The organism is Mycobacterium sp. GA-2829 (assembly GCF_001499965.1).
In the GTDB taxonomy this organism is placed as follows: Bacteria; Actinomycetota; Actinomycetes; order Mycobacteriales; family Mycobacteriaceae; genus Mycobacterium.
This window is the reverse complement of the sequence record NZ_LQIT01000003.1, coordinates 91,638-117,152: the sequence shown is the minus strand read 5'-3', so window position 1 is coordinate 117,152 and position 25,515 is coordinate 91,638. Positions and strand designations below refer to the sequence as shown.

At 68.6% G+C, this 25,515-nt stretch carries 22 protein-coding genes; 14 read left to right on the top strand and 8 right to left on the bottom strand.

The window, feature by feature from the left end; genetic code table 11:
- Nucleotides 1–147: 147 nt before the first annotated feature.
- Both AU194_RS03260 and AU194_RS03255 read right to left on the bottom strand, forming a co-directional pair.
- Nucleotides 148–831, bottom strand: coding sequence for a hypothetical protein (locus AU194_RS03260; protein ID WP_059087842.1), 684 nt, complete (start codon nucleotides 829–831; stop codon nucleotides 148–150).
- A 65-nt stretch (nucleotides 832–896) separates the two neighbouring features.
- Nucleotides 897–1,502 (bottom strand): TetR/AcrR family transcriptional regulator, encoded by a 606-nt coding sequence (locus AU194_RS03255; protein ID WP_059087794.1) that lies wholly within the window; start codon nucleotides 1,500–1,502, stop codon nucleotides 897–899.
- A 91-nt stretch (nucleotides 1,503–1,593) separates the two neighbouring features.
- On the opposite strand from AU194_RS03255, the gene AU194_RS03250 reads away from it, so the two are divergent.
- Complete coding sequence (locus tag AU194_RS03250; RefSeq protein WP_059087793.1) at nucleotides 1,594–2,667, top strand: dihydrodipicolinate reductase; 1,074 nt, start codon at nucleotides 1,594–1,596, stop codon at nucleotides 2,665–2,667.
- Nucleotides 2,668–2,740: 73 nt separating this feature from the next.
- On the opposite strand, the gene AU194_RS03245 is transcribed toward AU194_RS03250, so the two are convergent.
- From AU194_RS03245 to AU194_RS03220, 6 genes are all read right to left on the bottom strand, one after another.
- Nucleotides 2,741–3,388, bottom strand: a complete 648-nt coding sequence (locus AU194_RS03245) for an NAD(P)H-binding protein (RefSeq protein ID WP_059087792.1) — start codon at nucleotides 3,386–3,388, stop codon at nucleotides 2,741–2,743.
- A 104-nt stretch (nucleotides 3,389–3,492) separates the two neighbouring features.
- Complete coding sequence (locus AU194_RS03240; protein ID WP_059087791.1) at nucleotides 3,493–4,953, bottom strand: long-chain fatty acid--CoA ligase; 1,461 nt, start codon at nucleotides 4,951–4,953, stop codon at nucleotides 3,493–3,495.
- Nucleotides 4,950–5,726, bottom strand: coding sequence for an SDR family NAD(P)-dependent oxidoreductase (locus AU194_RS03235; RefSeq protein ID WP_059087790.1), 777 nt, complete (start codon nucleotides 5,724–5,726; stop codon nucleotides 4,950–4,952). Before AU194_RS03235 ends, AU194_RS03240 begins: the two co-directional genes overlap by 4 nt.
- Nucleotide 5,727: 1 nt before the next feature.
- Nucleotides 5,728–7,323, bottom strand: a complete 1,596-nt coding sequence (locus AU194_RS03230) for an AMP-binding protein (protein ID WP_059087789.1) — start codon at nucleotides 7,321–7,323, stop codon at nucleotides 5,728–5,730.
- Nucleotides 7,324–7,328: 5 nt separating this feature from the next.
- The gene (locus AU194_RS03225; RefSeq protein WP_059087788.1) at nucleotides 7,329–8,066 is read right to left on the bottom strand and encodes a GntR family transcriptional regulator; all 738 of its coding nucleotides are present in this window, start codon (nucleotides 8,064–8,066) and stop codon (nucleotides 7,329–7,331) included.
- Nucleotides 8,063–9,691, bottom strand: coding sequence for an SMP-30/gluconolactonase/LRE family protein (locus AU194_RS03220; protein ID WP_059087787.1), 1,629 nt, complete (start codon nucleotides 9,689–9,691; stop codon nucleotides 8,063–8,065). Before AU194_RS03220 ends, AU194_RS03225 begins: the two co-directional genes overlap by 4 nt.
- A 144-nt stretch (nucleotides 9,692–9,835) precedes the next feature.
- On the opposite strand from AU194_RS03220, the gene AU194_RS03215 reads away from it, so the two are divergent.
- The 13 genes from AU194_RS03215 (at nucleotide 9,836) to AU194_RS03155 (ending at nucleotide 25,412) form a co-directional block, all read left to right on the top strand.
- The gene (locus AU194_RS03215; protein ID WP_059087786.1) at nucleotides 9,836–10,681 is read left to right on the top strand and encodes an SDR family NAD(P)-dependent oxidoreductase; all 846 of its coding nucleotides are present in this window, start codon (nucleotides 9,836–9,838) and stop codon (nucleotides 10,679–10,681) included.
- Between the two features lie 12 nt (nucleotides 10,682–10,693).
- Nucleotides 10,694–12,109 (top strand): SRPBCC family protein, encoded by a 1,416-nt coding sequence (locus tag AU194_RS03210; RefSeq protein ID WP_059087785.1) that lies wholly within the window; start codon nucleotides 10,694–10,696, stop codon nucleotides 12,107–12,109.
- A 61-nt stretch (nucleotides 12,110–12,170) separates the two neighbouring features.
- A complete protein-coding gene (locus tag AU194_RS03205) occupies nucleotides 12,171–14,003 on the top strand; it encodes an NAD(P)/FAD-dependent oxidoreductase (RefSeq protein WP_059087784.1) in 1,833 nt (610 codons plus the stop codon).
- Between the two features lie 65 nt (nucleotides 14,004–14,068).
- Nucleotides 14,069–14,986: an SDR family NAD(P)-dependent oxidoreductase gene (locus tag AU194_RS03200; protein ID WP_059087783.1), complete on the top strand. Its 918-nt coding sequence runs from the start codon at nucleotides 14,069–14,071 to the stop codon at nucleotides 14,984–14,986.
- A complete protein-coding gene (locus AU194_RS03195; protein ID WP_082698449.1) occupies nucleotides 14,979–16,130 on the top strand; it encodes a CaiB/BaiF CoA-transferase family protein in 1,152 nt (383 codons plus the stop codon). The genes AU194_RS03200 and AU194_RS03195 overlap by 8 nt, the downstream gene beginning before the upstream one ends.
- Nucleotides 16,131–16,132: 2 nt before the next feature.
- Entirely contained in the window at nucleotides 16,133–17,284 is a 1,152-nt protein-coding gene (locus AU194_RS03190; RefSeq protein WP_059087782.1) for an acyl-CoA dehydrogenase family protein, read from the top strand.
- The gene (locus AU194_RS03185; RefSeq protein ID WP_059087781.1) at nucleotides 17,281–18,198 is read left to right on the top strand and encodes an acyl-CoA dehydrogenase family protein; all 918 of its coding nucleotides are present in this window, start codon (nucleotides 17,281–17,283) and stop codon (nucleotides 18,196–18,198) included. The genes AU194_RS03190 and AU194_RS03185 overlap by 4 nt, the downstream gene beginning before the upstream one ends.
- Entirely contained in the window at nucleotides 18,195–19,130 is a 936-nt protein-coding gene (locus tag AU194_RS03180) for a Gfo/Idh/MocA family protein (RefSeq protein WP_059087780.1), read from the top strand. The genes AU194_RS03185 and AU194_RS03180 overlap by 4 nt, the downstream gene beginning before the upstream one ends.
- Nucleotides 19,127–20,287 (top strand): acyl-CoA dehydrogenase family protein, encoded by a 1,161-nt coding sequence (locus AU194_RS03175; RefSeq protein WP_059087779.1) that lies wholly within the window; start codon nucleotides 19,127–19,129, stop codon nucleotides 20,285–20,287. The genes AU194_RS03180 and AU194_RS03175 overlap by 4 nt, the downstream gene beginning before the upstream one ends.
- Entirely contained in the window at nucleotides 20,287–21,264 is a 978-nt protein-coding gene (locus AU194_RS03170; protein ID WP_059087778.1) for an acyl-CoA dehydrogenase family protein, read from the top strand. The genes AU194_RS03175 and AU194_RS03170 overlap by 1 nt, the downstream gene beginning before the upstream one ends.
- Before the next feature lie 4 nt (nucleotides 21,265–21,268).
- Complete coding sequence (locus AU194_RS03165; RefSeq protein WP_059087777.1) at nucleotides 21,269–22,984, top strand: thiamine pyrophosphate-binding protein; 1,716 nt, start codon at nucleotides 21,269–21,271, stop codon at nucleotides 22,982–22,984.
- Nucleotides 22,985–23,011: 27 nt separating this feature from the next.
- Nucleotides 23,012–24,445 (top strand): aldehyde dehydrogenase family protein, encoded by a 1,434-nt coding sequence (locus tag AU194_RS03160; protein WP_059087776.1) that lies wholly within the window; start codon nucleotides 23,012–23,014, stop codon nucleotides 24,443–24,445.
- Nucleotides 24,446–24,515: 70 nt separating this feature from the next.
- A complete protein-coding gene (locus AU194_RS03155) occupies nucleotides 24,516–25,412 on the top strand; it encodes an amidohydrolase family protein (protein WP_059087775.1) in 897 nt (298 codons plus the stop codon).
- The last annotated feature ends 103 nt before the right edge of the window (nucleotides 25,413–25,515 follow it).

The window sequence follows — 25,515 nt, the reverse complement described above, 5'->3', positions numbered from 1 at the left end:
GGGTCAGAACGTGCCGATGTTGCTGAACATCCAGTACCAGAACCAGATGATCAGACCCGTCCCGCCCCACGCCGCGACGTAGCGGAGTATCTCCCAGATCCAGTCCATCTCATCCCTTCTGTCGAAGTCTGTTGTCGCCCAGGTGAGTCAGTCGGAGAAGATCTCCCGGTTGACCGAGTGCAGGTAGGGGATCGCGAGGAACGGCGTGATGTAGAAGATGTCGTAGATCCACCAGCCGATGACGGGGAAGACCACCCCGGCGTAGCGGACGTCGGCGAACATCGTCATGTTGAACACGTACGTGCACCAGATGACGATGCCCATCCAGCAGGTGACGACCATCCACTGATGCCCCCACCGCTTCATCTGCAGGAAGCCGATCGCCGCGGCGATGCGCATCGTGAAGACGGTGAGGATCAGGCCGACCTCGAGGGCCTTCTCGCCCGGACCGGCGGCGCCGCCCACCCACAGTTCGTTGTAGTGCCAGAAGTAGCCGGCGTCGAACATGGCGCCCCAGCCGTTGAGCAGCACCCGGGCCAGCAGCGTGTGGTGGGCGACCAGGTCGAGCGCCCAGCCGAAGATGTTGATGGCTGCGTCGACGATGACGAGGTAGCCGAGCAGGGTGACGAGCATCGGGCGGACCGTGAGCCCGTCGCGCTGCGCCTGCCGCAGCAGCCACACACCGCGCAGGAACAGCGGGAGCCCGAAGATGCCGAGCGCGGCGGTGCCGATCAGCACACTGCCCGAGGTCAGCCATTTGTCGGCCTGGCGCTGTGCCAGCCGCGACCGCTCCAGGTGCTCGTCCAGACCGCTGCCGGTGCGCTGTGCCATCGGCAGATCCACGCCGCCTCCTACCGTTTGCCCGGACCCGAGCGTGGCAGGTTCACTGACTCAAGTCAACGGTTTGGTGCGACGCCGCGCATCGTCGTCGCCACGTAGTCGTCGAGCATCTCGCCCTGATTCGGCCATCCGTGCGTCGTGGTCAGCAGCGCGTAGAGCCCGAGGAGGAAGAACACCGCGCTGTTGAACGAGTTCACGGCGGGATCCACCGCACCCCGCTCCTTGGCCCGCTCGATCTGCCGCGTGACCGCCTCGATCACCGGATGTTCCATATCCGCCGCCGCGGGCGGCCGGGTCTGGGAGAAGTGCAGCGCGAGAAAGTCTTTGAACAGCACAGCGCCGAGGCGCCGCTCCAGGCCGAGGACCAGGCGGACCGCCTCCTGCAGGTTCGCGCGAAGATCGTCCTCGCGGTCGGCGAACCGCACGAGCTGTTTCGCTATCCGGTGTTCCTCGCGGCGCTCCAGCTCGAGCAGCACGTGTTCCTTGGTGGGGAAGTGAAAGAAGAAGGTGCCGTGGGCGACTCCGGCCGCGGCCACGATGGCGGAGACCTCGGCCTCGGCCATCCCCGCCCGTTTGAACTCGGCGATCGCCGCCCCCATGAGGCGCTCACGGGTCTGCAGGCGTTTGGTCTCCCGTGCCGACGGTTGGTTCGCCACTGCCATGCCTCGACCTTAAACGCCGGATTCGCACCCCGTCACCGTGCCCGTCGTGTTGACTGCAGTCAGCGTGATCGAGTCAGGAGACGGAGCGGGAATGCGGCGAGTCGTTCAGGTCGGCACGGGCAACGTGGGGCGGCACTCCCTGGCTGCGGTGATCGGGCGCCCGGATCTGGAACTGGTCGGCGTGCACGCGTCGGGACCGGACAAGATCGGGCGGGACGCGGCGGACCTGTGCGGGCTGCCCACGCCGACGGGCATCCTGGCCACCGGTGATGTCGACGCCCTCATCGCGCTCGAACCCGACTGCGTCGTGTACACCGCACTCGGCGAGACCCGGCCGCTGGAGGCCGTGGAGGACATCGCCACCTACCTCGCCGCGGGGATCAACGTGGTCGGCACATCGCTGGTGTGGCTGGTGACCCCGCAGCATGCGGACGAATGGCTACGCGGACCGCTCGAGACCGCCTGCAAGGCAGGCGATTCCACCCTGTATGTCAACGGCATCGATCCCGGCTATTCGGGCGACACCGCGGTGTACTCCGCGCTCAGCCTGGTCACGCGGGCGAGATCGGTTCTGGTGCAGGAGATCTTCGACTACGCCAACTACGACGACTTCGAGTTCACGGGTACGTCGATGGGCTTCGGGCTGACCGCCGCCGACGAACCACCGCCGCTGCTGCAGCCCGGGGTGGTCACGCTGATGTTCGGTGGCCTGGTCCGCAACATCGCCGACCGGCTTGGGGTCGACCTCGACGAGGTGCGTCAGCGCTGCGAACCCTGGTACACCGAGCAGCGGATCGAATGCATCATGGCGACCATCGAGCCCGGTCAGATGGCCGCGGTCCGCTTCGCCGCCGAAGGGGTGCGGGACGGGGTGCCGATCATCACCGTCGAACACGTGACCCGGCTGACCGCCGCCGCGGCGCCGGACTGGGCGTACCCGCCCGGCGACCACCTCGGCGTGCATCGCGTCGTCGTCGAGGGCGAGCCGCGCGTCGAGACCGACACCCATCTCTCGCACCCGCTGCTCGACGTCACCGACGCGGGCTGCCTGTCGACCGCGGCGCGCGCGGTCAACGCGATCGACTGGGTGTGCCGAGCGCCGAGCGGCCTTGTCCAGGCGGCGGACATCCCGCAGGTGGAACTGGTTCGCGGGCTGATGTGGTGAGCCAGCGCGGCGAGATCAGACTTCGCGCACGCTCTCACTCCGAACGCGTGCCACAACCCTGATTTCGACGCGGTCAGAACGCCTCGGCGACCGGGGTGTCCCCGCCGATCAGCTCGACCGTGCGGCCCGCGGCGGCGGCGTTGTCGAGCGCCGCGACGATGACCGCGGCGACGTCCTCGCGGGGGATCTCCCCGTAGCCCGTCGAGTCGGCGATCTTCACTCTGCCGGTGCCCGCGTCGTCGGTGAGCTTGCCCGGTCGGATGATCGTCGCGTCGATGGCGTCGCGGGCGCTCACGTTGGCGTCGGCGTCGGCCTTCGCGCGCAGGTATGCCGCGAACACCGGATCGTCGGACTGGTCGGCGCGCTCGGTGTCGGCGCCCATCGACGACACGAGCACGTAGCGACGCACGCCCGCGGCCTCGGCGGCGTCGGCGAGCAGGATCGCCGCGTCGCGGTCGACGGACTCCTTGCGCGCGGCACCACTGCCGGGACCGGCGCCGGCGGCGAAGACGACCGCGTCCGCGCCGCGGACGGCGTCGGTCACCTCGGTGACGGCGGCCTTCTCGAGGTCGATCACCAGGGGCTCCGTGCCGATGGCGGTCAGATCGGAGGCGTGGTCGGGGTTGCGGATCAGGCCGACCGCGGTGTCACCTCGCTGCGTCAGCTTGCGTTCGAGGTGCTGTGCGATCTTGCCGTGTCCGCCTGCGATGACAACCTTCATGCATTGAGCATGGCCACTTGATCAAATTCGAAACCCCGCAGGAAGGTGATTTAAGCGCGCTTTCGTACGCTCAGCGTCGATGAGCGCGCCGAAATCGCGGCGACTCAGGCCAACTGCTCCCGCAATGCCCGCTTGAGCACCTTGCCGTAGCTGTTCTTCGGCAGTTCGTCGATGAACTCGTAGCGTTTGGGCCGCTTGAACCGGGCGATGCGGGTGAGCAGGTGGGCGTCGAGGTCGGCCGGATCCGCGGTGCCGACGATGAACGCGACCACCACCTCACCCCACTCCGCGTCGGGGGCGCCCACCACGCACGCCTCGGTCACCTCGGGATGCTCGATGAGCACCTCTTCGACTTCGCGCGGATAGATGTTGCTGCCGCCGCTGATCACCACGTCCTTCGACCGGTCACGCAGGGTGAGGTAGCCGCGCGCGTCGAACGACCCCATGTCCCCGGTGTGCAGCCAGCCGTCGCGCAGCGTCGCCGCGGTGGCGTCGGGGTTGTTCCAGTAGCCCGACATCACGACGTCGCCGCGGCAGACGATCTCGCCGATCTCGTCGACGGCCGCGGCTGTGCCGTCCTCGCGGACCACCGCGACGTCCACCCCCGAGCGGGCGTAGCCCACCGACCCGAGGACCACGTCATCCGCGTCCAGGTGGTCGCGCCGGCGCAGGCCCGTGATCGTCATCGGCGCTTCACCCTGCCCGTAGAGCTGGACGAAGACCGGACCGAACGCGGCCATCGCCTTCTTCAGGCTGTCCACGTACATCGGCCCGCCGCCGTAGACCACGGTGCGCAGATTCGCCGGCGGAGGCCGGCCGGTGGCCACCAGCCGCTGCACCATCGTCGGGGCGAGGAACGCGCTGCACCCGGGATGCTGGTCGCACAGGTCGAGGAACTCGTCGGGGTCGAACGCCCCGGACGCCGGAATCACCTGCCGCGCGCCGCGCAGCACGTACGGCGGGATGTACAGACCCGAGCCGTGGGACATCGGTGCCCCGTGGATGAGACTGCAATCCTGTTCGGGCGCATCGAAATCCGCGAGGTGGGCCACCGTCATCGCCATCAGGTTGCGGTGGCTCAGCATCGCCCCCTTCGATCGGCCCGTGGTGCCGCTGGTGTAGAACAACCACGCCAGCGCGGCCGGATCCGTCGTCCGGGGCGGAGGCGCCGGTTCCGCCGCGAATCGGCGTTCGTAGGATTCGCTGCCGATCGTCTCCACCGGCACCGAGACGTCGAGCTGCGCGGCGCTCTTCGGGGACGCGAATACCCGGGCCGCGCCGGAATCGTCGAGGATGTCAACCATCTCGCGCGGATGCAGTTTGTAGTTGATCGGGACGTAGACGCACTCCGCCGCCCACACCCCGAACATCAGCTCGACGATCTCCGGACGGTTCTCCGACGCGACGGCGATCCGCGTGCCCGGCGCGCAACGCAGCGATCCCGCCACCCGGAGCGCACGGTCGCGCAGGCCCGCCCACGTACACACTTGTCGCTCACCGTCGTACACCGCACCCCGGTCGGCGTACCGTGCCGCGGCCTGGTCGAGCAGTGCGAACAGATTCACTGCCGCGCAACCCATTCCGAGGTCAAAGCGAAGTCCGACAGGTACTTGGTCGAACTCCACCCGCCGTCGACGACGATGGTCTGCCCGTTGATGAAACTGCCGCCCTCGGAGCACAGGAACGCCACCGTGGCCGCGAGGTCCTCGACCTTTCCGAGCCGCGGATACGGCGTCATCTCGGTGTTGATCTTGCGGAACCGTTCGTCCTCGAGGCGGTGCGCGACCATCGGGGTCAACGTGACCCCGGGGGCGACGGCGTTGCAGCGGATGCCCTGCGGCCCGTACTGACAGGCGATGTGGGTGGTCAGCGCGGTGAGTCCACCCTTGGCCGCCGAATACGCCCCGCCGCGCAACCCGCCCACCACGGCGAAGGTCGAGGTGACGTTGATGATCGCCGATCCCGGACCCATGTGCGGGATCACGTCGCGGGCCAACCGGAAGGGGGCGCGCAGCATCAATCCGAGGAAGTAGTCGAGGGATTCGTCGTCGGTCTCGTGCAGCGGTTTCGGGCTACCCACCCCGGCGTTGTTGACCAGATAGTCGATGTGGCCCCACCGTTCGACCGCGGCGGCGACAACGCGTTGCGGGGCATCGTCGGCGGTGAGGTCGACCGCCAGCGTCGCCACCCGGTCCGGGTCGCCGATCGCATCGCGCAGTTCGGCGAGGCGCTCCTCGTCGCGTCCGGTGCCCAGCACCGCCATCCCGGCCTCGGCGAGTTTGGTGGCGCAGCCGAATCCGATGCCGCTGCTCGCTCCTGTGACGATCGCGACCTGCATGTCAGTGTTCCTTCCCGGTCAGCACCGCGCGGATCCGGTGCTTGAGCACTTTGCCGGCATCGTTGCGCGGCAACGCATCCCAGATCTCCACGTGTTCGGGGATCTTGAACTTCGCCACCCCGTGCGCCTGCAGCACGGCCGCCAGGTCCGCCACCGTGGGGCCGGGCGGCGACGTGGGCACGATGACCGCGCAGGCGCGCTCGCCGGTGCGCTCGTCGGGCAGGCCGACCACCGCGATCTCCGCGATCCCGGCCGCGCCGACCAGTAGATCCTCGATCTCCTTGGGAGAGATGTTCTCCCCGTTGCGGATGATGAGGTCTTTCGCGCGTCCGGTGACCACGAGGTGTCCGTCGTCCCAGCGAGCCAGGTCGCCGGTGCGGAAGAACCCGTCCGCGTCGAAGGATCCGGCCTCGTCCTCGGGATGGAGGTAGCCCAGCAGCATCTGGGCGCCGCGGGCGCGGATCTCGTCGTCGACGAGGCGGACCTCGGCGATGCCGGGGCGGCCGTCGGACTCCGCGGCGTGATCGGCGTCGTCGAGCGCGCCGACGGTGGTCACCGGCACCTCCGTCGACCCGTAGACGCGGCTGACGGCGGCCCGGTCGAAGAACGTCCGTGCGCGGCGGATCAACGACGGCGGGACCGACGCGCCGCCGCAGATGAACACCTTCAGGCTCGGCAACCGGGTATCGGCGCGTTCTGCCGCGGCGAGCAGCTGTTCGAGGAACGGGGTGGCGCCCGCCATGTGCGTACAGCACTGCGCGGCGATCAGGTCGACGGCATCATCGCCGTCCCAGTGCTCCATCAGCACCGCGGTGGTCCCGAGCAGCAGCGGACACTCGAACGCGTAGATCGACCCGCCGATGTGGGCGATCGGCGACGGGACCAGGAAGGCGTCGCCGGGCTCCACCAGCCAGTGCTCGCGCAGCTGGGAGATCAACGCGTGGATCGAATTGTGCGTGTGGAGCACGCCTTTGGGGCGTCCGGTGGTGCCGGAGGTGTACATCACCATCCGGACCTCGTCGGGGTCCGGGCTCCGCAGCGGGGCCGGCGGGGCGTCGAACAGGTCCGAATACGTGGTGTCATCCGCGCCGCGGACCACGACCACCTGCGGTGGACGGTCCAGCGCCTCGGTGACGCGGTGCAGCATCGCGGCGTAGTCGTGCCCGCGGAACTGTGCGGGGACGAAGATGATCCGGCTGTTCACGTCGTCGAGCAGGAAGCGCAGTTCGTGGTCGCGCAGTGACGGAAGGATCGGGTTGACCACCATCCCGGCCAGCGTGGCACCGAGGTAGACGACGGCGGCCTCGTGCCAGTTCGGCAGCATGAACGACACCACCGCGCCCGCGGGCAGTCGTGCGGTGAGCGCATGCGCGAGCGCGGTGGCCTGATCGAGCAGCGCCGCGCAGGTGAGCTGACAGTCGCCGTCGACGATCACGATGCGGTCGGGCGTCTCCCGTGCGGCCTCACGCAGCGCGTCCGCCAGCGTCGTACGCACCCAGAGTCCGCGGGCGTACGCGTCCTCGGCGCGGCGTTCGTCCCAGCGGACGGAGTGGCCGCCGACGGTTCTGCGGGTGGCGGCGGTGGTCGGGCTGGACACCGGTCTCAGTCCTTGACCCGGCGCATCGTCATCGAGTGCCGGTAGCGCGCCGCGGGGTGGGTGTTCACCGTGATCTGGGCGATCTCCCCGTCGGAGGTGGTGTACGTGCGCTGCATCTGCAGTGCGGCGCTGCCGGTTTCGACATCCAGCCGGTCGGCCAGTTCGTCGGGCAGCACCACCGCGGAGATCTCCTGGTGCACCTCGACCACGCTCACCCCGAACAGGTCCTCGATGAGCGGGAAGATGGGGCCGGTGTGGCGGGGCAGCAGCCGGCCGACGGCGGCGAATGCGCGGTTGATGTAGTACTCGGTGCGGCAGATCGGTGTCGAGGTGGCGTCAGCCTGTCGATAGCCGCGCACCGCAAGCCATTCCGAGCCGTTTTCGAGACGGATCCGGTCGGCCAGTTGGGCGTCGACGGTCACGGTGGCGGTGGATTCGATCGTGAACTGGGCGCCCGAGGCGAAGGCCAGCAGGTCGTCGATCGACATCACGTCCTGGGCGTAGGTGTTGCCCGCGGGCCGCGGCACCACCAGCGTCCCCGCCCGCGGCCGCGAGGTGATCAGGTTGTCCTCCCGCAGGCGGCGCAGCGCCTCGCGGATCGTGAAGCGGCTGACCGCGAACCGCTCACACAGTTCGTGCTCGGTGGGCAGCTGCGAGCCGACGGGGTAGACCCCGTCGACGATCTCCTTGCGCAGCGTGCGAGCCACCTGCAGGTAGCGGTGCTCGGACTGGGTCACGCTCATGGGCGGTCGGCGTCGCGGCGCAGGGCCAGCACGCTGCCGTCGCCGTCGGCGGAGACGAACAGCGTCCCGTCGCGGCCCTGCGTGATCCCCGCGAACGGCCCCTGCGGACCCGAGAACGGCGGCATCCCGCGCAGCGGTTTGGGCTCCACCCCGGGTGGTGGACCGACCGGCATCCCGGACGCGATCGTCTCGCGCGCACCGCTGTTGAGGTCGACGGCGATGACCTCCTTGGCGCCGGCGTCGACGATGTAGAGCACCCCGTCGGCGACCAACAGACCCTGTGGGCGCTGCAAGTCGTCTATCACGGGGATGACCTGGGTGCCTGCGAGCCGGACCACGCGCCCGGCGCCGGATTCGGCGACCAGCGGGGTGCCGTCGGGGGCGATCGCGACGCCGACGGGGTCACGCAGGTCGTTGGCGAGCAACTGGACGTTGCCGTCGAGCACCGAGTGCACCCGGCCGGTACCGAGTTCGGCGAACACCGCCGCGCCGCCGGGCGCGAGCGCCACCCCGTAGAGCTGGTCGAAACCCGTTGCCAGGAACTCGCTTTCCCCGGCCGCCGGGTGGTACCGGGCGACCTGACCGCCGGAGGTGGTGACGACGAACCGGCCGTCGCCCGCGGCGGCCAGTCCGCGGACGAAGCCGGGGTAGCCGGGGGTGAACAGCATGCCGACGGTCTGCAGCGACCCGTCGGCGCGGACGACGTAGAAGTAGGTGCCGTCGGCGACGTAGAGCCTGCCGTCGTCGGCGACCGTCAGGTCCAGCGGCCAGTTCAGCCCGCCGGCCAGCGCGGTGCGGACCTCGCCGCCGGGGGTGATCTCGCTGATCTCGCCGGTGAAGTTCGACACGTACAGCCGGTCACCGACGAAGGTGAGGTTGTCCAGGCCCGGGTTCAGTTGTGCGAGTGTGGTTTTGCTTCCGGTGCGTGGATCGATCCGCAGCACCTGGCCGCTGGCCACCTGGGTGGAGACGATGGTGCCGTCGGCGTCGAACTTCACCGCGTCGGGCACCCCAAGGTCACCGGCCACCCGCTCCGGCTCACTGTGTTTTCCCGGGTCGGGGTCTACTCGCCAGATCTCGTTGGCGGTCATCAGCGGGTAGTACAGCAGCCCGTCGGGGCCGACCTCCATCGCGTTGGGGGAGGGCAGGTTCTCGGCGAGGACGCGGACGATGCCGCCGTTGCGGTCGAGCTCCATCAGCCGTCCGCCGTCACGGCATTCGCCGATGAACAGTCGGCCCTGGTGCACCGTGATCCCGTTGGCGCAGGGCAGATCGTCACGCAGGACGCGGGTGCGGCCGTCGGTGCCCCTGGCGCTGACCCGGCCGTCCATCACCTCGGTCGCGAACAGTTCGCCGTCCGGGCCGAACGCCACGTCGTCGGGGGCGATGATGTCGCCGCCCTTCGGGCTGACCGTCTCCAACGCGCCGGTCGCCACGTCCAGCGCGCTGATCTGGCTGCCGGTCACCTGGGCGATGTAGACGCGTCCGTCGGGGCCGGTGCGCAGACCGTTGGCACCGAACAGTCGGCTCGGTGCGGTGATCCGCTCGACGCGCCAGCCTGGTCCGGCGGCCGGCTGCGCGCCGGGGTAGCGGGTGGCCTGCAACGACTCGGTCGACGACGTCATGAAACCGGACGTTATCAACCGTCGATGGTCCAGACAATAGGCGCGCAACGGCCGGTTTCCACCCTTGACTGGTCGATAATGCCTGCGGAATAGTGTTCTGCAATATGAAGAGCAACGTATGTCGTCCGGACAAATAGGCGCCGTATGCAGGAGTCGTTGAACCTCACCGGCCGCACCGTCGTCGTCTCGGGCGCGGGCGGTGGCGGGATCGGTACGACGGTGACCGAGCTGGCGGCCACCGCCGGTGCCACCGTCGTCGCCGTCAGCCGGAATCAGGACAACCTGGACCAACACGTCGGCCCGTTGATCGCCAAGGGACTGTCGATCGTCACCGTCGCTGCCGACGCGTCGACCGACGACGGCGTCGCCCGGGTGCTCGAGGCGGCGCGGCGCGCCGACGGGCAGCTCTACGGTCTGGTCAACGTGGCCGGCGGCGCCGCACCCGCGACGTGGATGCCGGCCACCCGGGTCCGCCGTGAGGACTGGCGGGCGCTGTTCACCGCCAACCTGGAGACGGCGTTCTTCATGAGCCAGGCCGTCGCCGCCGAGATCCGCTCGAGCGGCGGCCCGGGATCGATCGTCTCCGTGTCGTCGATCAGCGGGATGAACACCGCGCCGTACCACATCGCCTACGGCACAGCGAAAGCCGCGGTCGTCGCGATGACGCGCACGCTGGCGGTCGAACTCGCGCTCGACGGTATCCGCGTCAATGCCGTCGCACCCGGCGTCACCGAGACCGCCGCCTCGGCGACCTACGTCGACGAGGACCCCGAACGGGACCGCACGGCGATCGCGATGGGCCGGCGCGGCACACCGGTCGAACAGGCCAACGCGATCCTGTTCCTGCTCTCGGACATGTCGAGCTACATCACCGGCCAGACCCTGCTGGTCGACGGCGGTCTCGATCTCAAGTGGACGCATCTGGGGGCCGACAACACGTCGCTGTTCCTCAAGGACGAGAACTTCCGCGCAGCGATAAGTCGGCCGTGAAAGGAAGATGAAGTGACGCACACGGAATCCGATCTGGACGCCTCGATCGATGTCGACGGCGAACCGGACGACTCGACCGGTCGGATCGCCGAGGACCTGTCGGAGCCGATGACCATCCCGGTCGAGGCGTACACCTCACCGGAGTACGCGCGCGCGGAGCGGGACAGGTTGTGGCGCAAGGTCTGGCAGCAGGTCGGTCGCGTCGAGGAGATCCCGGAAGTAGGCAGCTACCTGACCTACGACATCCTCGACGACTCGATCATCATCGTCAGGACGGGCGCGCACACCTTCGTGGCCCACCACAACGTCTGCATGCACCGCGGCCGCCGGCTCATCGACACCCCCGACGGCGCCAAGAACGCCCGCGGCCGCGCCCGCAAATCGTTCATGTGCGGATTCCACGGCTGGACATACGGTTTGGACGGCACCTGCACGCACATCCGGGAGCAGGACGACTGGAAGGGTGTGCTCACCCCGCAGCGCACCCACCTGGCCCCCGTGCAGGTCGACACCTGGGGCGGCTGGCTGTTCATCAACATGGACCCGGACTGTGAACCGTTGGCCGACTACCTGTTCCCGGCGTCGAAGATCCTCGACCCGTTCGGGCTGGAGAACATGCGCTACAAGTGGCGCAAGTGGTTGTACTTCGACTGCAACTGGAAAGTCGCGCTCGAGGCGTTCAACGAGACCTACCACGTCTTCACCACCCACCCGGAGTTCAACAAGTTCGGCGAGTTCAAGGGCTGGGCCAAGGCGCAGGGCAAACACAGCAACATCGGCTACGACGCGCCCAAGGGAATGGACGAGACGAAGTCCAAGATCCGGCTCGGCACCGGCGACGACCCACGGGTCACCACCGCCGAGATGCAGATGTACACCTGGGAGCAGACCAACGCGACCACCACCGAGACCCTGGTGAACGCGGCCAAGCGGCTGGTCGACGAACTGCCCGAGGGCACACCGCCGGACAAGGTCCTGCAGCACTGGCTGGCCTCGGCGCGGCGCGACGACGAGGCGCGCGGCGTGATCTGGCCGACGATCCCGCCGGACATCCTGGGGCAGAGCGGCACCGCCTGGCAGCTCTTCCCGAACTTCCAGATCGGCCAGGGCCTGACCAGTGCGCTGTGCTACAGCGCGCGACCCGATCCGAGCTACGACCCGAACAAGTGCATCTTCGAGGTCGCGGTCTTCGAGCTGTACCCGAAAGGCGAAGAGCCCGAGACGGAATGGGCCTACACCCCGAAGGACTCCCCGAACTGGCTTTCGGTGCTGCCGCAGGACTTCTCGAACATGGCGGCCGTCCAGCAGGGCATGAAGTCCGCGGGCTTCCCCGGCACGCTGCCCAACCCGTACCGCGAACGCAGCACGGTCAACCTGCATCACCAACTGTCGAAGTACATGGGCACCGGCGAGCCCCGCGAACTGTGATTTCGGTGTAGTCCGTAGCGCTCAACGCAACCAGCTACACCGAAATCGCCGAAGGAGAGACATGACCGACTGCGGTCCGACGCAGACCCCCGACGACGTCGACATCGACGCGCTGCGCGAACGCTATGCCCAGGAACGGGCGAAGCGCCTGCGCCCGGAGGGGTCCAAACAGTACGTCGAGCTGACCGACGAGTTCGCCGGCTACTACGAGACCGACCCGTACACCCCGGTCACCGACCGCGACCCGATCGACGAGGACATCGACGTCGCCGTGCTGGGCGGCGGCTTCGGCGGGCTACTGACCGCGGCGCACCTGAAGAAGGCCGGCGTCGACGACGTGCGGATCATCGAACTCGGCGGCGACTTCGGCGGTGTCTGGTACTGGAACCGCTACCCCGGAATCCAGTGCGACAACGAATCCTATTGCTACATCCCGCTACTCGAAGAGCTCGACTTCATGCCGAGCAAGAAGTTCGCCGACGGCGCGGAGATCTACCAGCACTGCCGCAACATCGGTAAGCACTTCGGCCTCTACGACGGGGCGATCTTCTCCACCCAGGTCCGCGATCTGCGCTGGGACGATGAGATCAACCGCTGGCGGATCAGCACCAACCGCGACGACGACATCCGCGCCCGGTTCGTCGTGCTGGCCTCCGGCCCGTTCCACCGCCCGAAACTGCCCGGCATTCCCGGTATCCAGGACTTCAAAGGCCACGCCTTCCACTCGTCGCGTTGGGATTACGACTACACCGGCGGCGACGCAGGCGGCAATCTGCACAAGCTCGCCGACAAGAAGGTCGCCGTGATCGGCACCGGCGCCACCGCCATCCAGATCGTGCCGTTCCTGGCCCGCGACGCCGGCCACCTCTACGTCTTCCAGCGCACCCCGTCGACCGTCGACGAGCGCAACAACGCCCCCACCGATCCGGAGTGGGTGAAGACGCTGCAGCCGGGCTGGCAGAAGAAACGCCAGCGCAACTTCCACGCGTGGACGTTCGAGGGGATGGCGCCCGGACAGCCGGATCTGGTGTGCGACTTCTGGACCGAACTCGGCCGCAACACCGCCGCGCGCGTGATGGCGCTCGAGGACCCGTCCACGCTGACGCCCGAGCAGTTCATGGCGATCCGCGAGGAAGAGGACTACAAGCTGATGGAGCGGCTGCGCCGCCGCATCGAGGCGATCGTCGACGATCCGGACACCGCCGAGGCGCTCAAACCGTATTACCGGTTCCTGTGCAAGCGGCCGCTGTCCAACGACGAGTACCTGCCCGCGTTCAACCGCCCCAACGTCACCCTCGTCGACGTCTCGGACTCCAAGGGCGTCGAGAAGGTCACCGAGAACGGGTTGGTCGCCAACGGCGTCGAATACGAGGTCGACTGCATCATCTACGCCAGCGGGTTCGAGATCACCACCGACATCAGCAGGCGGTACTCCATCGACGCGATCGAGGGCCGCGACGGGCTGTCGCTCTACGACTACTGGCGTGACGGGTACAAGACGCTGCACGGGATGACCAGCCGCGGGTTCCCCAACCAGTTCTTCACGGGCTTCACCCAGGTCGGCATCTCGGCCAACATCGCCGCGAACTACGAACTGCAGGGCGAGCACATCGCCTACATCATCGCGACCGCACTCGAGCGGGGTGCGCAGGTCGTGGAGCCGACACCCGATGCGCAGGACGCGTGGTGCCGCACGGTCAAGGACACCGCCGTCGACAACTCGGCGTTCGACGCCTCCTGCACGCCGGGTTATTACAACAACGAGGGCGGTGGCGGCGGGGAAGGTATCCGGTCGCACCTCGGCGAACCGTACGGACCGGGGTTCTACGCGTTCGGCGACCTGCTGTCCGCGTGGCGTGAGAAGGGGGACCTCGATGGCCTGGTACTCACCTGACGCCGAGCGCACGGTTGTTGCCGCCCGCTCTCGGCGTTCGCGTACATCAACCGTGCAGTCGGCGCATGGGTGAGCTGAGGTACGACGGTCGAGTGGCCGTGGTGACCGGCGGCGGGCGCGGCCTCGGCCGCGCCTACGCACTGCTGCTGGCCTCGCGTGGTGCGAAGGTCGTCGTCAACGACGTGGGCGGCGACCTGACCGGCGACGGCAGCGACGACGGACCCGCCCGCGAGGTGGCACGCGAAATCGTCTCCGCGGGAGGCGAAGCCGTCGCCACCACCGATTCGGTGGCCACCCCCGAAGGCGGCAGGGCGATCGTCGACGCGGCGCTGGACACCTACGGCAGGCTCGACGTTCTGATCCACAATGCGGGCAACGTCCGGCGCGGATCGCTGCGCGAGATCAGCTACGAGGACTTCGACGCGGTGGTCGACGTGCACCTCAAGGGTGCGTTCCACGTTGTGCGCCCGGCGTTTCCGGTGATGTGCGACGCCGGCTACGGCCGGATCGTGCTGACGTCGTCGATCGGCGGCCTGTACGGCAACCACGACGTGGTGAATTACGCCGTCGCCAAGGCCGGCGTCATCGGGCTGTCCAACGTGGCGGCCATCGAAGGCGCCGAGCACGGGGTGACGAGCAACGTCATCGTGCCCGCCGCCGTCACCCGGATGGCCGAGGGCATCGACACCTCGGCCTATCCGCCGATGGGCCCGGAACTCGTGGCGCCGACGGTCGGCTGGCTGGCGCACGAGAGTTGTTCGGCCACAGGGGAGATGTTCATCGCCCTGGCCGGTCGGGTGGCCAGCGCCGTGCTCACCGAGACGGCGGGCGTACACCGGACGTCGTGGACGGTCGAGGACGTCGCCGCCAACCTCGACGCGATTCGTGACCGGTCGCACTCCGTCGTCTTCCCGGTGGTGCCCGACGGCCACAACGCCCACATCCGGTACAGCTTCGCGATGGCGGCGGTGAACAGTGGGTAGCGGCCCGCTCGCCGGCGTGCGCGTCGTCGACCTCACCGCGATGGTGATGGGGCCCTACTGCACCCAGATCATGGCCGATATGGGCGCCGACGTGGTGAAGATCGAACCGCCCGAGGGGGACAACACCCGGTTCATCTCCGTCGGACCCGCGCCGGGGATGAGCGGGGTGTTCGTCAACGTCAACCGCGGAAAGCGCTCGGCGGTCCTGGATCTGCGCAGCGACGAGGGGAAGCAGGCCCTGCGGGCGCTCATCACCGACGCGGACGTGTTCATCCACTCGATGCGGGCGAAGGCGATCACCAGACTCGGCTTCGACTACCCCGCGGTGTCCGCGCTGAACCCGAACATCGTCTACACCAACTGCTACGGGTACGGCCGCCGCGGCCCGGCCCGTGATCTGCCCGCCTACGACGACACCATCCAGGCCGAGTGCGGCATCCCCGCGGTGCAGCAGCAGCTGACGGGTGAGGCCAACTACGTCGGCACGATCATGGCCGACAAGGTCGCGGGGCTGACCGCGCTCTACGCCACGATGATGGCGCTGTTCCACCGCGAGCGCACCGGCGAAGGCCAGGAGGTCGAGGTCAGCATGTTCGAAACCATGGCCGCCTTCATGCTGGTCGAACATGCCAATGGCGCCATGTTCGACCCCCCGCTCGGCCCGGCGGTGTATCCGCGGACCGTGGCGCCCAACCGCAGACCGTATGCGACCAAGGACGGGTACATCGCCGCGCTGATCTACAACGACAAACACTGGAATGCGTTCGTCGACGCCGTGTCCCCGGTGTGGGCGTCCGACCTGTACGCGACGCTCGAACACCGGGCCAAGCAGATCGACACCGTCTACGGGTTGGTCGCCGAGACGCTCAAGGAGCGCACCACCGCCGAGTGGCTGAAGTTGTTTCAGGAGTTGGAGATCCCCGCCGCACCCATCCAGACCCCCGACGCCCTGTTCGACCATCCGCACCTCAATGCCGTCGGCCTGTTCGAGACCGTCGACACCCCGCACGGCCCGGTTCGGTTCCCCGGCGTGCCGACGTGGTTCTCTCGCACGCCCGGTCACGTGCGCGGACCCGCGCCGGAACTGGGCGCCGACACCGCGGCGGTGCTCGACGAACTCGGCCTCGCCGCGGAGCGGGGGTGAGCATGGACTTCGACATGGGGCCACCGGCCGCCGAGCTACGCGACAAGCTACGCGCGCTCGTCAACGCGCATGTGCCCGAACACTTCCTGGGCGCGTTCACCGACGACCCGACCGATCTGGAGACCGCACAACGGTTTTGCCGAATCCTCGCCGAACAGGACCTGCTGTGCCTGGCGTGGCCGGAGGAGTTCGGCGGCGGCGGAGCATCGGTGTGGGAGCAGACCGTGGTCCGCGAGGAGATGTGGGCACACCACGAACCGCGCGGCGCTCAGTACATGGGCGTCAACTGGGTCGGACCGATCATCATGCGGCACGGGACTTCCGAGCAGCAGGCCGAGCATCTGCCGCCGATCGCGCGCGGTGAGGTGATCTGGTGCCAGGGCTTCTCCGAACCCGAGGCCGGATCGGATCTCGCGTCGCTGCGCACCACCGCGCGTCGGGATGGCGACGGGTGGCTGGTCAGCGGGCAGAAGATCTGGACGTCCTACGCGACGATGGCGCAGTGGTGTTTCCTGCTCGCACGCACGTCGAAGGGCGAGAAGAAACAACAGGGTCTGACGATCTTCCTGGTGCCGATGGACGATCCGGCGATCCAGGTCCGCCCCATCCGGTCGATGCTCGGCCCGCACCACCTCAACGAGGTGTTCTTCGACGATCTGCGGGTCACCGAGGCTGACGTGCTCGGCACCGTCGACGACGGTTGGTCGGTCGTGCAGGACGTGATGGCGTTCGAGCGGGTCGGCATCGCGCGCTACGCCCGCTGTGAACGGCTACTCGCCGCCGCGCCAACGGTTCTCGGCGGCCGCTGGGAACAGTTGACCGACGAGTTGCGTGGCCGCTGGGTGCGGATGCTCACGCACTGCCGGCGGGCCCGGCTGATGGCCTACCGGGTGGTGTCACTGCAGAGCAGCGGCCGCATCGCCCCCGGCGACGCCGCGGCCTACCGCATCGCGGTGACGAGGCTCGATCAGGACAGCGCGGAGGTGCTGATGGATATCGCGGCCGAGGTCGCGCACGACGATCCGCGCGCCGCCTGGTTCCTCGGCGAGGTCGAGGACCACTGGCGGTACTCCCAGGCCGCGACGGTCTCGTCGGGCAGCATCGAGATGCAGCGCATCCTGCTGTCCCGCGCCCTGCTGGCGGCGGTGAAATGATCCTCGACCTCGGCGACGACGCGCTGGAATACGGCCGCCAGGCCCTGCGCGCGTTCGAATCCGCAGGCGGGGACCTGCTGTTGCAGCAGGCCGAAGCCAAACCCACACAACGAGAATCACTGGTCGCCCCGACGCTCACCGAACTCGGGGCCTGGGACCTCGACGTGCGCGCCGAACCCGACGAACTCGAGGCCGGCGCGGCGCTGTGCCGCAGCGCGGGGTACTGGGCGGTGCCGTACCCGGTGGCCGAACGGCTCGCCCGCCCCACCGACCTCGACGTCGACGGGCTGCTCGTCGTGGCCGACACCAGGCCGGCGGGTGCGCTCGCCGGGCTCGAATCACGCTGGGCAGCAACCTCTCTGGACGGTCGACGAAGCACTGTGACGGGCCACCGCGAACCGGGCGCCGCGTTCGTCACCGAACTGGACTTGACCGCCGTCGACGACGCAGGCACCAAGGATCTCGCGCTCGTGCTCACCCTGCCGTGCTGGACGTTGCTCGGCATGCTCGACCGGGCGATCGCGCTGACCACCGCCCACGTCACACTGCGCAAACAGTTCGGCCAGTCACTGTCGACTTTTCAGGGCGTGCAATTCCAGCTCACCGACGCGGAGGTCGAGCGCAGCGGCGTCGACATCCTCGCCAAGTACGCGCTGTGGAGCATCGCCACCGCACGGCCCGAGGCCGTCGACGATGCACTGGCCCTGCGGCTCGCGGCGATCGAGGCCGCCGACGTCGTGTTCCGCGTCTGCCACCAATTGCACGGCGCGGTCGGCTTCTGCGACGAGACCACGCTGTCGTGGCTGTCCCGCCACAGCCAACCGCTGCGCCGCCTGCCGCTCGGCCTGTCGGCGACGCGCGCGGAACTGACCCGCCGCGCGGGTCGGCACGGGCTGACGGGGCTGTACGCGTGAAGGTCCTCGTCGTCGGCACCGGATTCGGCCGCCATGCCGCCGCGCCCGCGTACGAGGCCGTCGGCTTCGACGTCGAGGTGGTGAGCCCCCGCGACGGTGCCGCCATCGAGCGGGCCCTGGACGCGGGCGCCGACCTCGTGTCGGTGCACTCACCGCCGTTCCTGCACGTCGAACATGTGTCCGCCGCGCTGCACCGTGGCCTGAACGTGCTGTGCGACAAACCTTTCGGCCGCACCGCTGCCGAGGCGGAGAAGATGCGCGACGGTGCTCGTGACGCCGGCGTCCTGCACTTCCTCAACTTCGAGTTCCGCCACCGCGAATCCTGGGCCAGGGTCAAACACCTCGTCGACGACGGCGCGATCGGCACTCCACAACACCTGAGCTGGACCTGGTTCGGCAACGGGCTGCGCGGACGCAGAATCGGCTGGATTCACGACGCGGACCTCGGCGGCGGCTGGATCGGGGCCTACGGATCCCATCTGCTCGACTTCACCCGCTGGCTGTTCGGCAGCGAGATCGTCGACTGTGGCGGCGTCACCCGCATCGACGACCCGACCCACCGCGGCACCGCGACCGCCGAGGACGCCTACGCGGCGTGGTTCCGACTCGCCGACGGCGCGTCCGCCGCCCACGACACCGGATTCGCCGCCGTCGCCACCACATCCCCGCGCGCCACCCTGCTGGGCACCGACGGTTCGATCGAGCTGACGGCCGACACGCGGGTGGTGCTGCGTCGCACCGGCGAGGATCCGCAGACCATCGAGTTCGACCGCCCCGGACGCCCGGACCCGGCGCTGACGGCGTTCTTCACCGAGGTCGCCGACGCACTGCGCACCGGAACCCAGGTCGCCCCGTCGTTCGACGACGGTGTCGCCATCGCCCGTGTGATGGACCGGTTGCGCGCCAACGCCGTTCGGGTGGGATCGTCATGAGCATCGACGACTTCCGCGCCACCGTGCGGGCGTGGTGCGCCGAGCACGTGCCCACGGACTGGCGCGAAGGGCAGACCGGGGTGAGCGACGCGGAGTTCGTGCGCTTCCAGAAGGCCTGGTTCGCTGAGCTGCACGCCGCCGGGTACGCGGTACCGCACTGGCCCGCCGAATGGGGCGGCGGCCTCTCGGTGCCCGAACAGATCGTGCTCTACCAGGAACTGGCCGCCCACGACGCGCCCCGGCTGGTGCTGGCCTTCGTCGGCATCCATCACGCGGCGTCCACGCTGCTGATCGCGGGCACCGACGAGCAGCGCCGCAGACACCTGCCCGCGATCCTCGACGGCGAGATCTGGGTGCAGGGATTCTCCGAACCGGAGGCGGGGTCCGATCTGGCGAGCCTGCGGACCACCGCGCGCCGCGACGGCGACACGTTCGTGGTCAACGGCCAGAAGCTCTGGGCCAGCGGCGGTATGCACGCCGACTGGTGTCTGCTGCTCGCCCGGACCGATCCGGACGCCCCGAAACGTAAGGGCATCTCGTATTTCCTGCTCGACATGACCACCCCCGGCGTCGACGTGCGGCCCATCCGCAACGCCGTCGGCGACTCGCACTTCTGCGAGATCTTCCTCAACGACGTCGAGATCCCCGCCGCCAACCTCGTCGGGGCCGAGAACGCCGGCTGGCACGTCGCCCAGGCCACCCTGGGCGCCGAACGCGGGATGACCATGCTCGAACTCGCCGAACGCCTCGCCAATGCGGGCTTCCAGAGGCTGGTGCGGACCAGCCCGGTCGACGACCCGGTGGTGGCGGACCGGTTGGCGCAGATCGAGTGCGAGATCACCGCGCTACGCGGGATGTGCCGCCGGGTGGTCGAAGGCCATGACTCCGGTGCCCCCGGGCCGGCCGACGCGTCGATCGTCAAGCTCTACTACAGCGAACTGCTGCAGCGGCTCACCGATTTCGCTGCCGAGATCGGCGGTCTCCCCGGACACACCGTGCTGACGAAACCCATGTCGAGCGGGTGGGAGTCCGGCGCGTGGGTGCTCGACTTCATCGGCTCGTGGGAGTGGACGATCCCCGGCGGTGCCAGCGAGATCCAGCGCACCATCATCGGCGAACGCGGCCTCGGCCTGCCGAGAGAGCCGAGCGCGGTCTGATGGGCTTCGAGGAATTCCACGACGAACTGCGGGCGGTCGCCGGTGACCTGCTCGCCAAGGACGGCGCCGTCGACTGGCCGGTCCTCGCCGACGCCGGGTGGACCGGTCTGGAGGTGCCCGACGCGCTGGGCGGTGCGGGCGCCACCTTCGCCGAGACCGCGGTGATCGCCACCGAGATCGGCCGCGCCGCGGCGATCACCGATTTCCTCGGCGGCGCCGTCCTGACCGTGGGCGCGCTGAACCTGTTGCCGCCCGGCGAGGTTCGTGACGAACTGCTCACGGGGGTCGCCGCGGGCGACCTCCGGTGCGCGGTCGCCCTCGACGGATTCACCTTCGACGGCGAAATGCTGACCGGGCCTGCCGAATTCGTCCCCGACGCCGTCGGCACCGACCGACTCCTCGTCCTGGCGGGCGACGCCCTCGTCGTCGCCGCCCCGTCCGCGGTACCGCAGCCCGTCCTCGACGAGACCCGGCGACTGGCCGTCGTGACGGCGGGGGAGGTGACCGATGTCCTGCCGATCGGGGACGGTGCCGCCCAGCGGCTGCGGGACCGCGCGGCCGTCGCGATCGCCTGCGACAGTCTGGGTCTCGCCGAGGCGATGCTGGCCGCGACGGTCGAGTACGCGAAGGTCCGCGCGCAGTTCGGCAGGCCGATCGGCTCGTTCCAGGCCGTCAAACACGCCTGCGCCGACATGCTCGTGCAGATCGAGGTGTCCCGGCAACTGGTCTCGGCGGCCGTGGCCGCTGTCGTCGCCGGAGACGCGACCGTCGAGGCCGCCATGGCCAAATCGCACGTCTGCGGGGCCGCCGTCGACATCGCGGGTAAGGCCATGCAGTTGCACGGCGGCATCGGCTACACGTGGGAGAGCGGCATCCACGTCTACCTCAAACGCGCCGCCCTCAACCGTTCGCTGTTCGGATCCCCTGCGGCGCACCGCAGAACGCTCGCTCAACGCTACCGAGGTCAAGGAGAGTAACCCCATGGGTGTCCCCGTCTACAAACGCATACTCGACCTGTTCGAGGCCGAAGGCGTCAACACCATCTTCGGCATTCCCGACCCCAACTTCGTGCACATGTTCACCGAGGCCGAGGCCCGCGGCTGGTCGGTCGTCGCGCCGCACCACGAACTGTCCGCGGGTTTCATGGCCGAGGCGGCATCGCGGATGACCGGTAAGCCCGGGCTGTGCATCGGCACGCTCGGACCCGGCATGGCCAACATCGCCGGCGCCATCCAGTGCGCGCTCGTCGAGAATTCGCCGGTGATCTTCCTCGGCGGTCAGCGGGCCCGCGTCACCGAACGCCGGGTGCGCCGCGGCCGCATCCAATTCATCCAGCAGGAACCCCTTTTCGAGGCATCGGTCAAGTTCAGCAGCTCCATCGAGTACGCCGACCAGACCGACGAGATCATCCGCGAGGCGATCAGGCGCTCGATGTCGGGCACCCCCGGGCCCAGCTACGTCGAGTACCCGTCGCACGTCATCCTCGAAGAACTCGACGTACCGGATCCGTTGCCGCCCAACCGGTATCGACTGGTCAACCAGGGTGCGGGGGCCAACGAGGTCGCCGAGGCCGCGAAACTGATCCGGGAGGCGGCCAATCCGATCCTGTTGGTGGGCCACGGCGTTCACACCTCCCGCACCCAGGAACAGGTCAGGGAGCTGGCCGAGCTGATGGCGTGCCCGGTGATCCAGACCTCGGGTGGGACCTCGTTCATCCCGGGCCTGGAGGACCGGACCTTCCCGTACCTGTTCTCCCCGGCCGCCAACGAGGCCGTCGAGCAGTCCGACCTGTGCGTGGCGCTGGGCACCGAACTCGGTGAGCCGATGCACTACGGCCGCACGCAGCACTGGGCCGGCAACGACGCCAACCGCAAGTGGGTCTACGTCGAGCAGGACCCGACCGCGATCGGCGTGAACCGGCAGTTCGACGTCCCCCTGGTCGGCGATCTGCGTGGGGTGGTGCCGCAACTGGTCGACGCGCTACGGGACGCCCCGCGCACCCCGTCGGCCACACTGGAGTCCCTGGTCGAAGCCGACGCCGCCGAGATCGCCCGGGTGGCCGAGGAGGCTCCGAGCGGTCGCACCCCGGTCCATCCGGCCCGCTTCGTCGTCGAGGCCACCAAGGCCTTCAACGAGTACGCCGAGGACGGCATCATGGTCCGCGACGGCGGCGCCACCGTGATCTTCCAGTGGACCTACTCGCAGGCCAAACCGCGCGACGTCATCTGGAACCAGAACTTCGGTCACCTCGGCACGGGCCTGCCGTATGCCGTCGGTGCGTCGGTCGCCGAGGGCCGCAAGCGGCCGGTCATGCTGCTCACCAGCGACTCGGCGTTCCTGTTCCACATCGCTGAACTGGAGACCGCCGCCCGCGAGGGTCTGCCGCTGGTCTGCGTGGTCGGCGTCGACCACCAGTGGGGTCTCGAAGTGGGCGTCTACAAGCGCACGTTCGAGCAGCCGTCGCCGCAGCCCGGTGTGCACTGGAGCAAGGACGTCCGGATGGACAAGATCGCCGAGGGCTTCGGCTGCCACGGCGAGTTCGTCGAGAAGGACGACGAGATCGGCCCGGCGATCCAGCGGGCGTACGCCAGCGGGAAGACCGCCGTCGTGCACGTCTGCATCGATCCGAAGGCCAACTCCGAGGAGATGCCGAAGTACGACCGATTCCGCACCTGGTATGCAGAAGGCACCCAGTAGGCAGGCGATCTAGGGGAGAGTGAACCCATGCGTGAGTATCTGAAGTTCTACATCGACGGCCAATGGGTCGACCCGCTCCGGCCCAACGCCCTCGAGGTCGACAATCCGACCACCGAAGAGGTCTCCGGCAAGATCGCGATGGGTTCCTCGGCCGATGTCGACCTGGCGGTCAGCGCCGCCCGCCGGGCGTTCGCGACCTGGTCGCGGACCACCCGCGAGGAGCGCCTCGACGTACTGCAGGCCATCCTCGCCGAATACCAGAAGCGCACCGATGACCTCGCCGACGCGGTGACCGAGGAGATGGGCGCGCCGCCCTCGCTGTCGGCGGGCCCCCAGGTCAACCTGGGCCTCGGACACCTCATGACGGCGATCGACGTGCTGAAGAACTACGAGTTCGAAGAACAGCACGGGTCGACACTGGTGGTGAAGGAGCCGGTCGGGGTCTGCGGGCTCATCACCCCGTGGAACTGGCCGATCAACCAGATCGCCTGCAAGGTGTTCCCGGCGTTGGCCACGGGCTGCACCATGGTGCTCAAACCGTCTGAGGTCGCACCGTATTCGGCGCAGATCTTCACCGAGATCGTCGACGCCGCGGGCGTTCCCGCCGGTGTCTACAACCTGGTCTTCGGTGACGGGCCGGGCGTCGGTGTCCCGCTGTCGAGCCATCCGGACGTCGACATGGTGTCGTTCACCGGGTCGACGCGCGCCGGCATCGAGGTGGCGCGCAACGCGGCCCCGACCGTCAAACGGGTGACGCAGGAACTCGGTGGCAAGAGCCCCAACATCGTGCTCGACGACGACGACTTCGCCAAGAGCGTGACCGCGGGCGTCTCGGTGATGATGATGAACAGCGGTCAGAGCTGTAACGCCCCGTCGCGCATGCTCGTGCCGAGCTCGCGGATGGACGAGGCCATCGAGATCGCCAGGCAGACCGCCGGTGCGGTCAAGGTGGGCGATCCGGGCGACAAGACCGCGATCGGTCCGGTGGCGTCGAAGGCGCAGTTCGACAAGATCCAGGGTCTGATCCAGAAGGGCATCGACGAGGGTGCCACGGTCGCCGTCGGCGGCACCGGCCGTCCCGACGGCCTCGACAAGGGTTACTACGTCAAGCCGACGGTGTTCGCCAACGTCACCAACGACATGACGATCGCCCGCGAGGAGATCTTCGGCCCGGTGCTGTGCATCCTCGGCTACGACGATCTCGACCAGGCCGTCGAGATCGCCAACGACACCGAATACGGACTGGCCGGGTACGTGTCGGCGGCCGATCTCGACAAGGCCCGCGAGGTCGCCCGCCGCATCCGCGCCGGGTCGGTCGCGATCAACCACGGCTTCGACATGAGCGCCCCGTTCGGCGGCTACAAGCGCAGCGGCAACGGGCGCGAGTGGGGGCCGTTCGCGTTCGACGAGTTCCTCGAGATCAAGGCCGCGCTGGGCTACGCGCCGGAGGCGTCTGCCTGATCTCCCCGCCGAGACTACGGTTGTTGACGGATTTCCTCGGATTTCGGTCAACAACCGTAGTCTCGCGGTCATGGTGGCCGGTAAGTACGCATACGGGATCGATTTCGCCCGCGTCGACGCCGTCGACTTCCACACCCATGTCGAGGTCGACGGTCACGGCCACCCGGCCTACGACGACGCGCTCATCGAGGCCACCGCCAAATACTTCAAGCTCGAATCCGGCGCGCTGTCGAGCGTGGACGCGCTCGCCGATCTCTACCGCCGCCACAACACCGCCGCGGTGGTGTTCACGATCGACGCCCGCACCGCAATGCGCCACGCGCCCAATTCAATCGAGGACCTGATCGGCGGCGCCGTCCGCAACAACGACGTGCTGATCCCGTTCGGCAGCGTCGACCCATGGCACGAACGGCGGGCGGTGCACCGGGTGCACGAACTGGTCCGCGACTACGGCGTCCGCGGGTTCAAGTTCCACCCGAGCATGCAGGCGTTCGAACCCAACGACCGCCGCTTCTATCCCATCTACGAGGCGATCGCCGAGGCCGGGGTGCCCGCGCTGTTCCACACCGGGCAGACCGGGATGGGGGCGGGACTGCCCGGCGGCCACGGCATCAAGCTGCGCTACTCCGACCCGATGCTGCTCGACGACGTCGCCGCCGATTTCCCCGAACTCACCGTCGTTATGGCGCATCCCGCGGTGCCGTGGGTGGATGCGCAGATCGCGATCGCCGCGCACAAGGTCAACGTGTTCGTCGACCTGTCGGGCTGGTCGCCCAAGTACTTCCCGCCGCAGCTGGTCCGCGCCATCTCCCGGCAGTTGCGCACCAAGGTGCTCTTCGGCACCGACTACCCGTACATCGCTATCGACCGGTGGCAGCGCGACTTCGACGAGCTCGGCTTCGACCCGTCGGTGCGCAGGCTGGTACTCAAGGACAACGCGCTGCGGGTGCTAGGCCTCACCTCCTAGCACGAGCAGTCACAGATTCGCGTGCCGAGGGGCGCGAGCGCACGAATCTGTGTCTGGTCGGCGGTCTTGACGTGTCCGGCCGCCGTGCCCTAACGTGAGCGCA

Bases quoted from the DNA above. Each gene is read 5' to 3' on its own strand.
- AU194_RS03260 (WP_059087842.1), bottom strand. From the start codon at position 831: ATGGCACAGCGCACCGGCAGCGGTCTGGACGAGCACCTGGAGCGGTCG.
- AU194_RS03255 (WP_059087794.1), bottom strand. From the start codon at position 1,502: ATGGCAGTGGCGAACCAACCGTCGGCACGGGAGACCAAACGCCTGCAG.
- AU194_RS03250 (WP_059087793.1), top strand. From the start codon at position 1,594: ATGCGGCGAGTCGTTCAGGTCGGCACGGGCAACGTGGGGCGGCACTCC.
- AU194_RS03245 (WP_059087792.1), bottom strand. From the start codon at position 3,388: ATGAAGGTTGTCATCGCAGGCGGACACGGCAAGATCGCACAGCACCTC.
- AU194_RS03235 (WP_059087790.1), bottom strand. From the start codon at position 5,726: ATGCAGGTCGCGATCGTCACAGGAGCGAGCAGCGGCATCGGATTCGGC.
- AU194_RS03225 (WP_059087788.1), bottom strand. From the start codon at position 8,066: ATGAGCGTGACCCAGTCCGAGCACCGCTACCTGCAGGTGGCTCGCACG.
- AU194_RS03220 (WP_059087787.1), bottom strand. From the start codon at position 9,691: ATGACGTCGTCGACCGAGTCGTTGCAGGCCACCCGCTACCCCGGCGCG.
- AU194_RS03215 (WP_059087786.1), top strand. From the start codon at position 9,836: ATGCAGGAGTCGTTGAACCTCACCGGCCGCACCGTCGTCGTCTCGGGC.
- AU194_RS03205 (WP_059087784.1), top strand. From the start codon at position 12,171: ATGACCGACTGCGGTCCGACGCAGACCCCCGACGACGTCGACATCGAC.
- AU194_RS03200 (WP_059087783.1), top strand. From the start codon at position 14,069: ATGGGTGAGCTGAGGTACGACGGTCGAGTGGCCGTGGTGACCGGCGGC.
- AU194_RS03190 (WP_059087782.1), top strand. From the start codon at position 16,133: ATGGACTTCGACATGGGGCCACCGGCCGCCGAGCTACGCGACAAGCTA.
- AU194_RS03185 (WP_059087781.1), top strand. From the start codon at position 17,281: ATGATCCTCGACCTCGGCGACGACGCGCTGGAATACGGCCGCCAGGCC.
- AU194_RS03175 (WP_059087779.1), top strand. From the start codon at position 19,127: ATGAGCATCGACGACTTCCGCGCCACCGTGCGGGCGTGGTGCGCCGAG.
- AU194_RS03170 (WP_059087778.1), top strand. From the start codon at position 20,287: ATGGGCTTCGAGGAATTCCACGACGAACTGCGGGCGGTCGCCGGTGAC.
- AU194_RS03165 (WP_059087777.1), top strand. From the start codon at position 21,269: ATGGGTGTCCCCGTCTACAAACGCATACTCGACCTGTTCGAGGCCGAA.
- AU194_RS03160 (WP_059087776.1), top strand. From the start codon at position 23,012: ATGCGTGAGTATCTGAAGTTCTACATCGACGGCCAATGGGTCGACCCG.
- AU194_RS03155 (WP_059087775.1), top strand. From the start codon at position 24,516: ATGGTGGCCGGTAAGTACGCATACGGGATCGATTTCGCCCGCGTCGAC.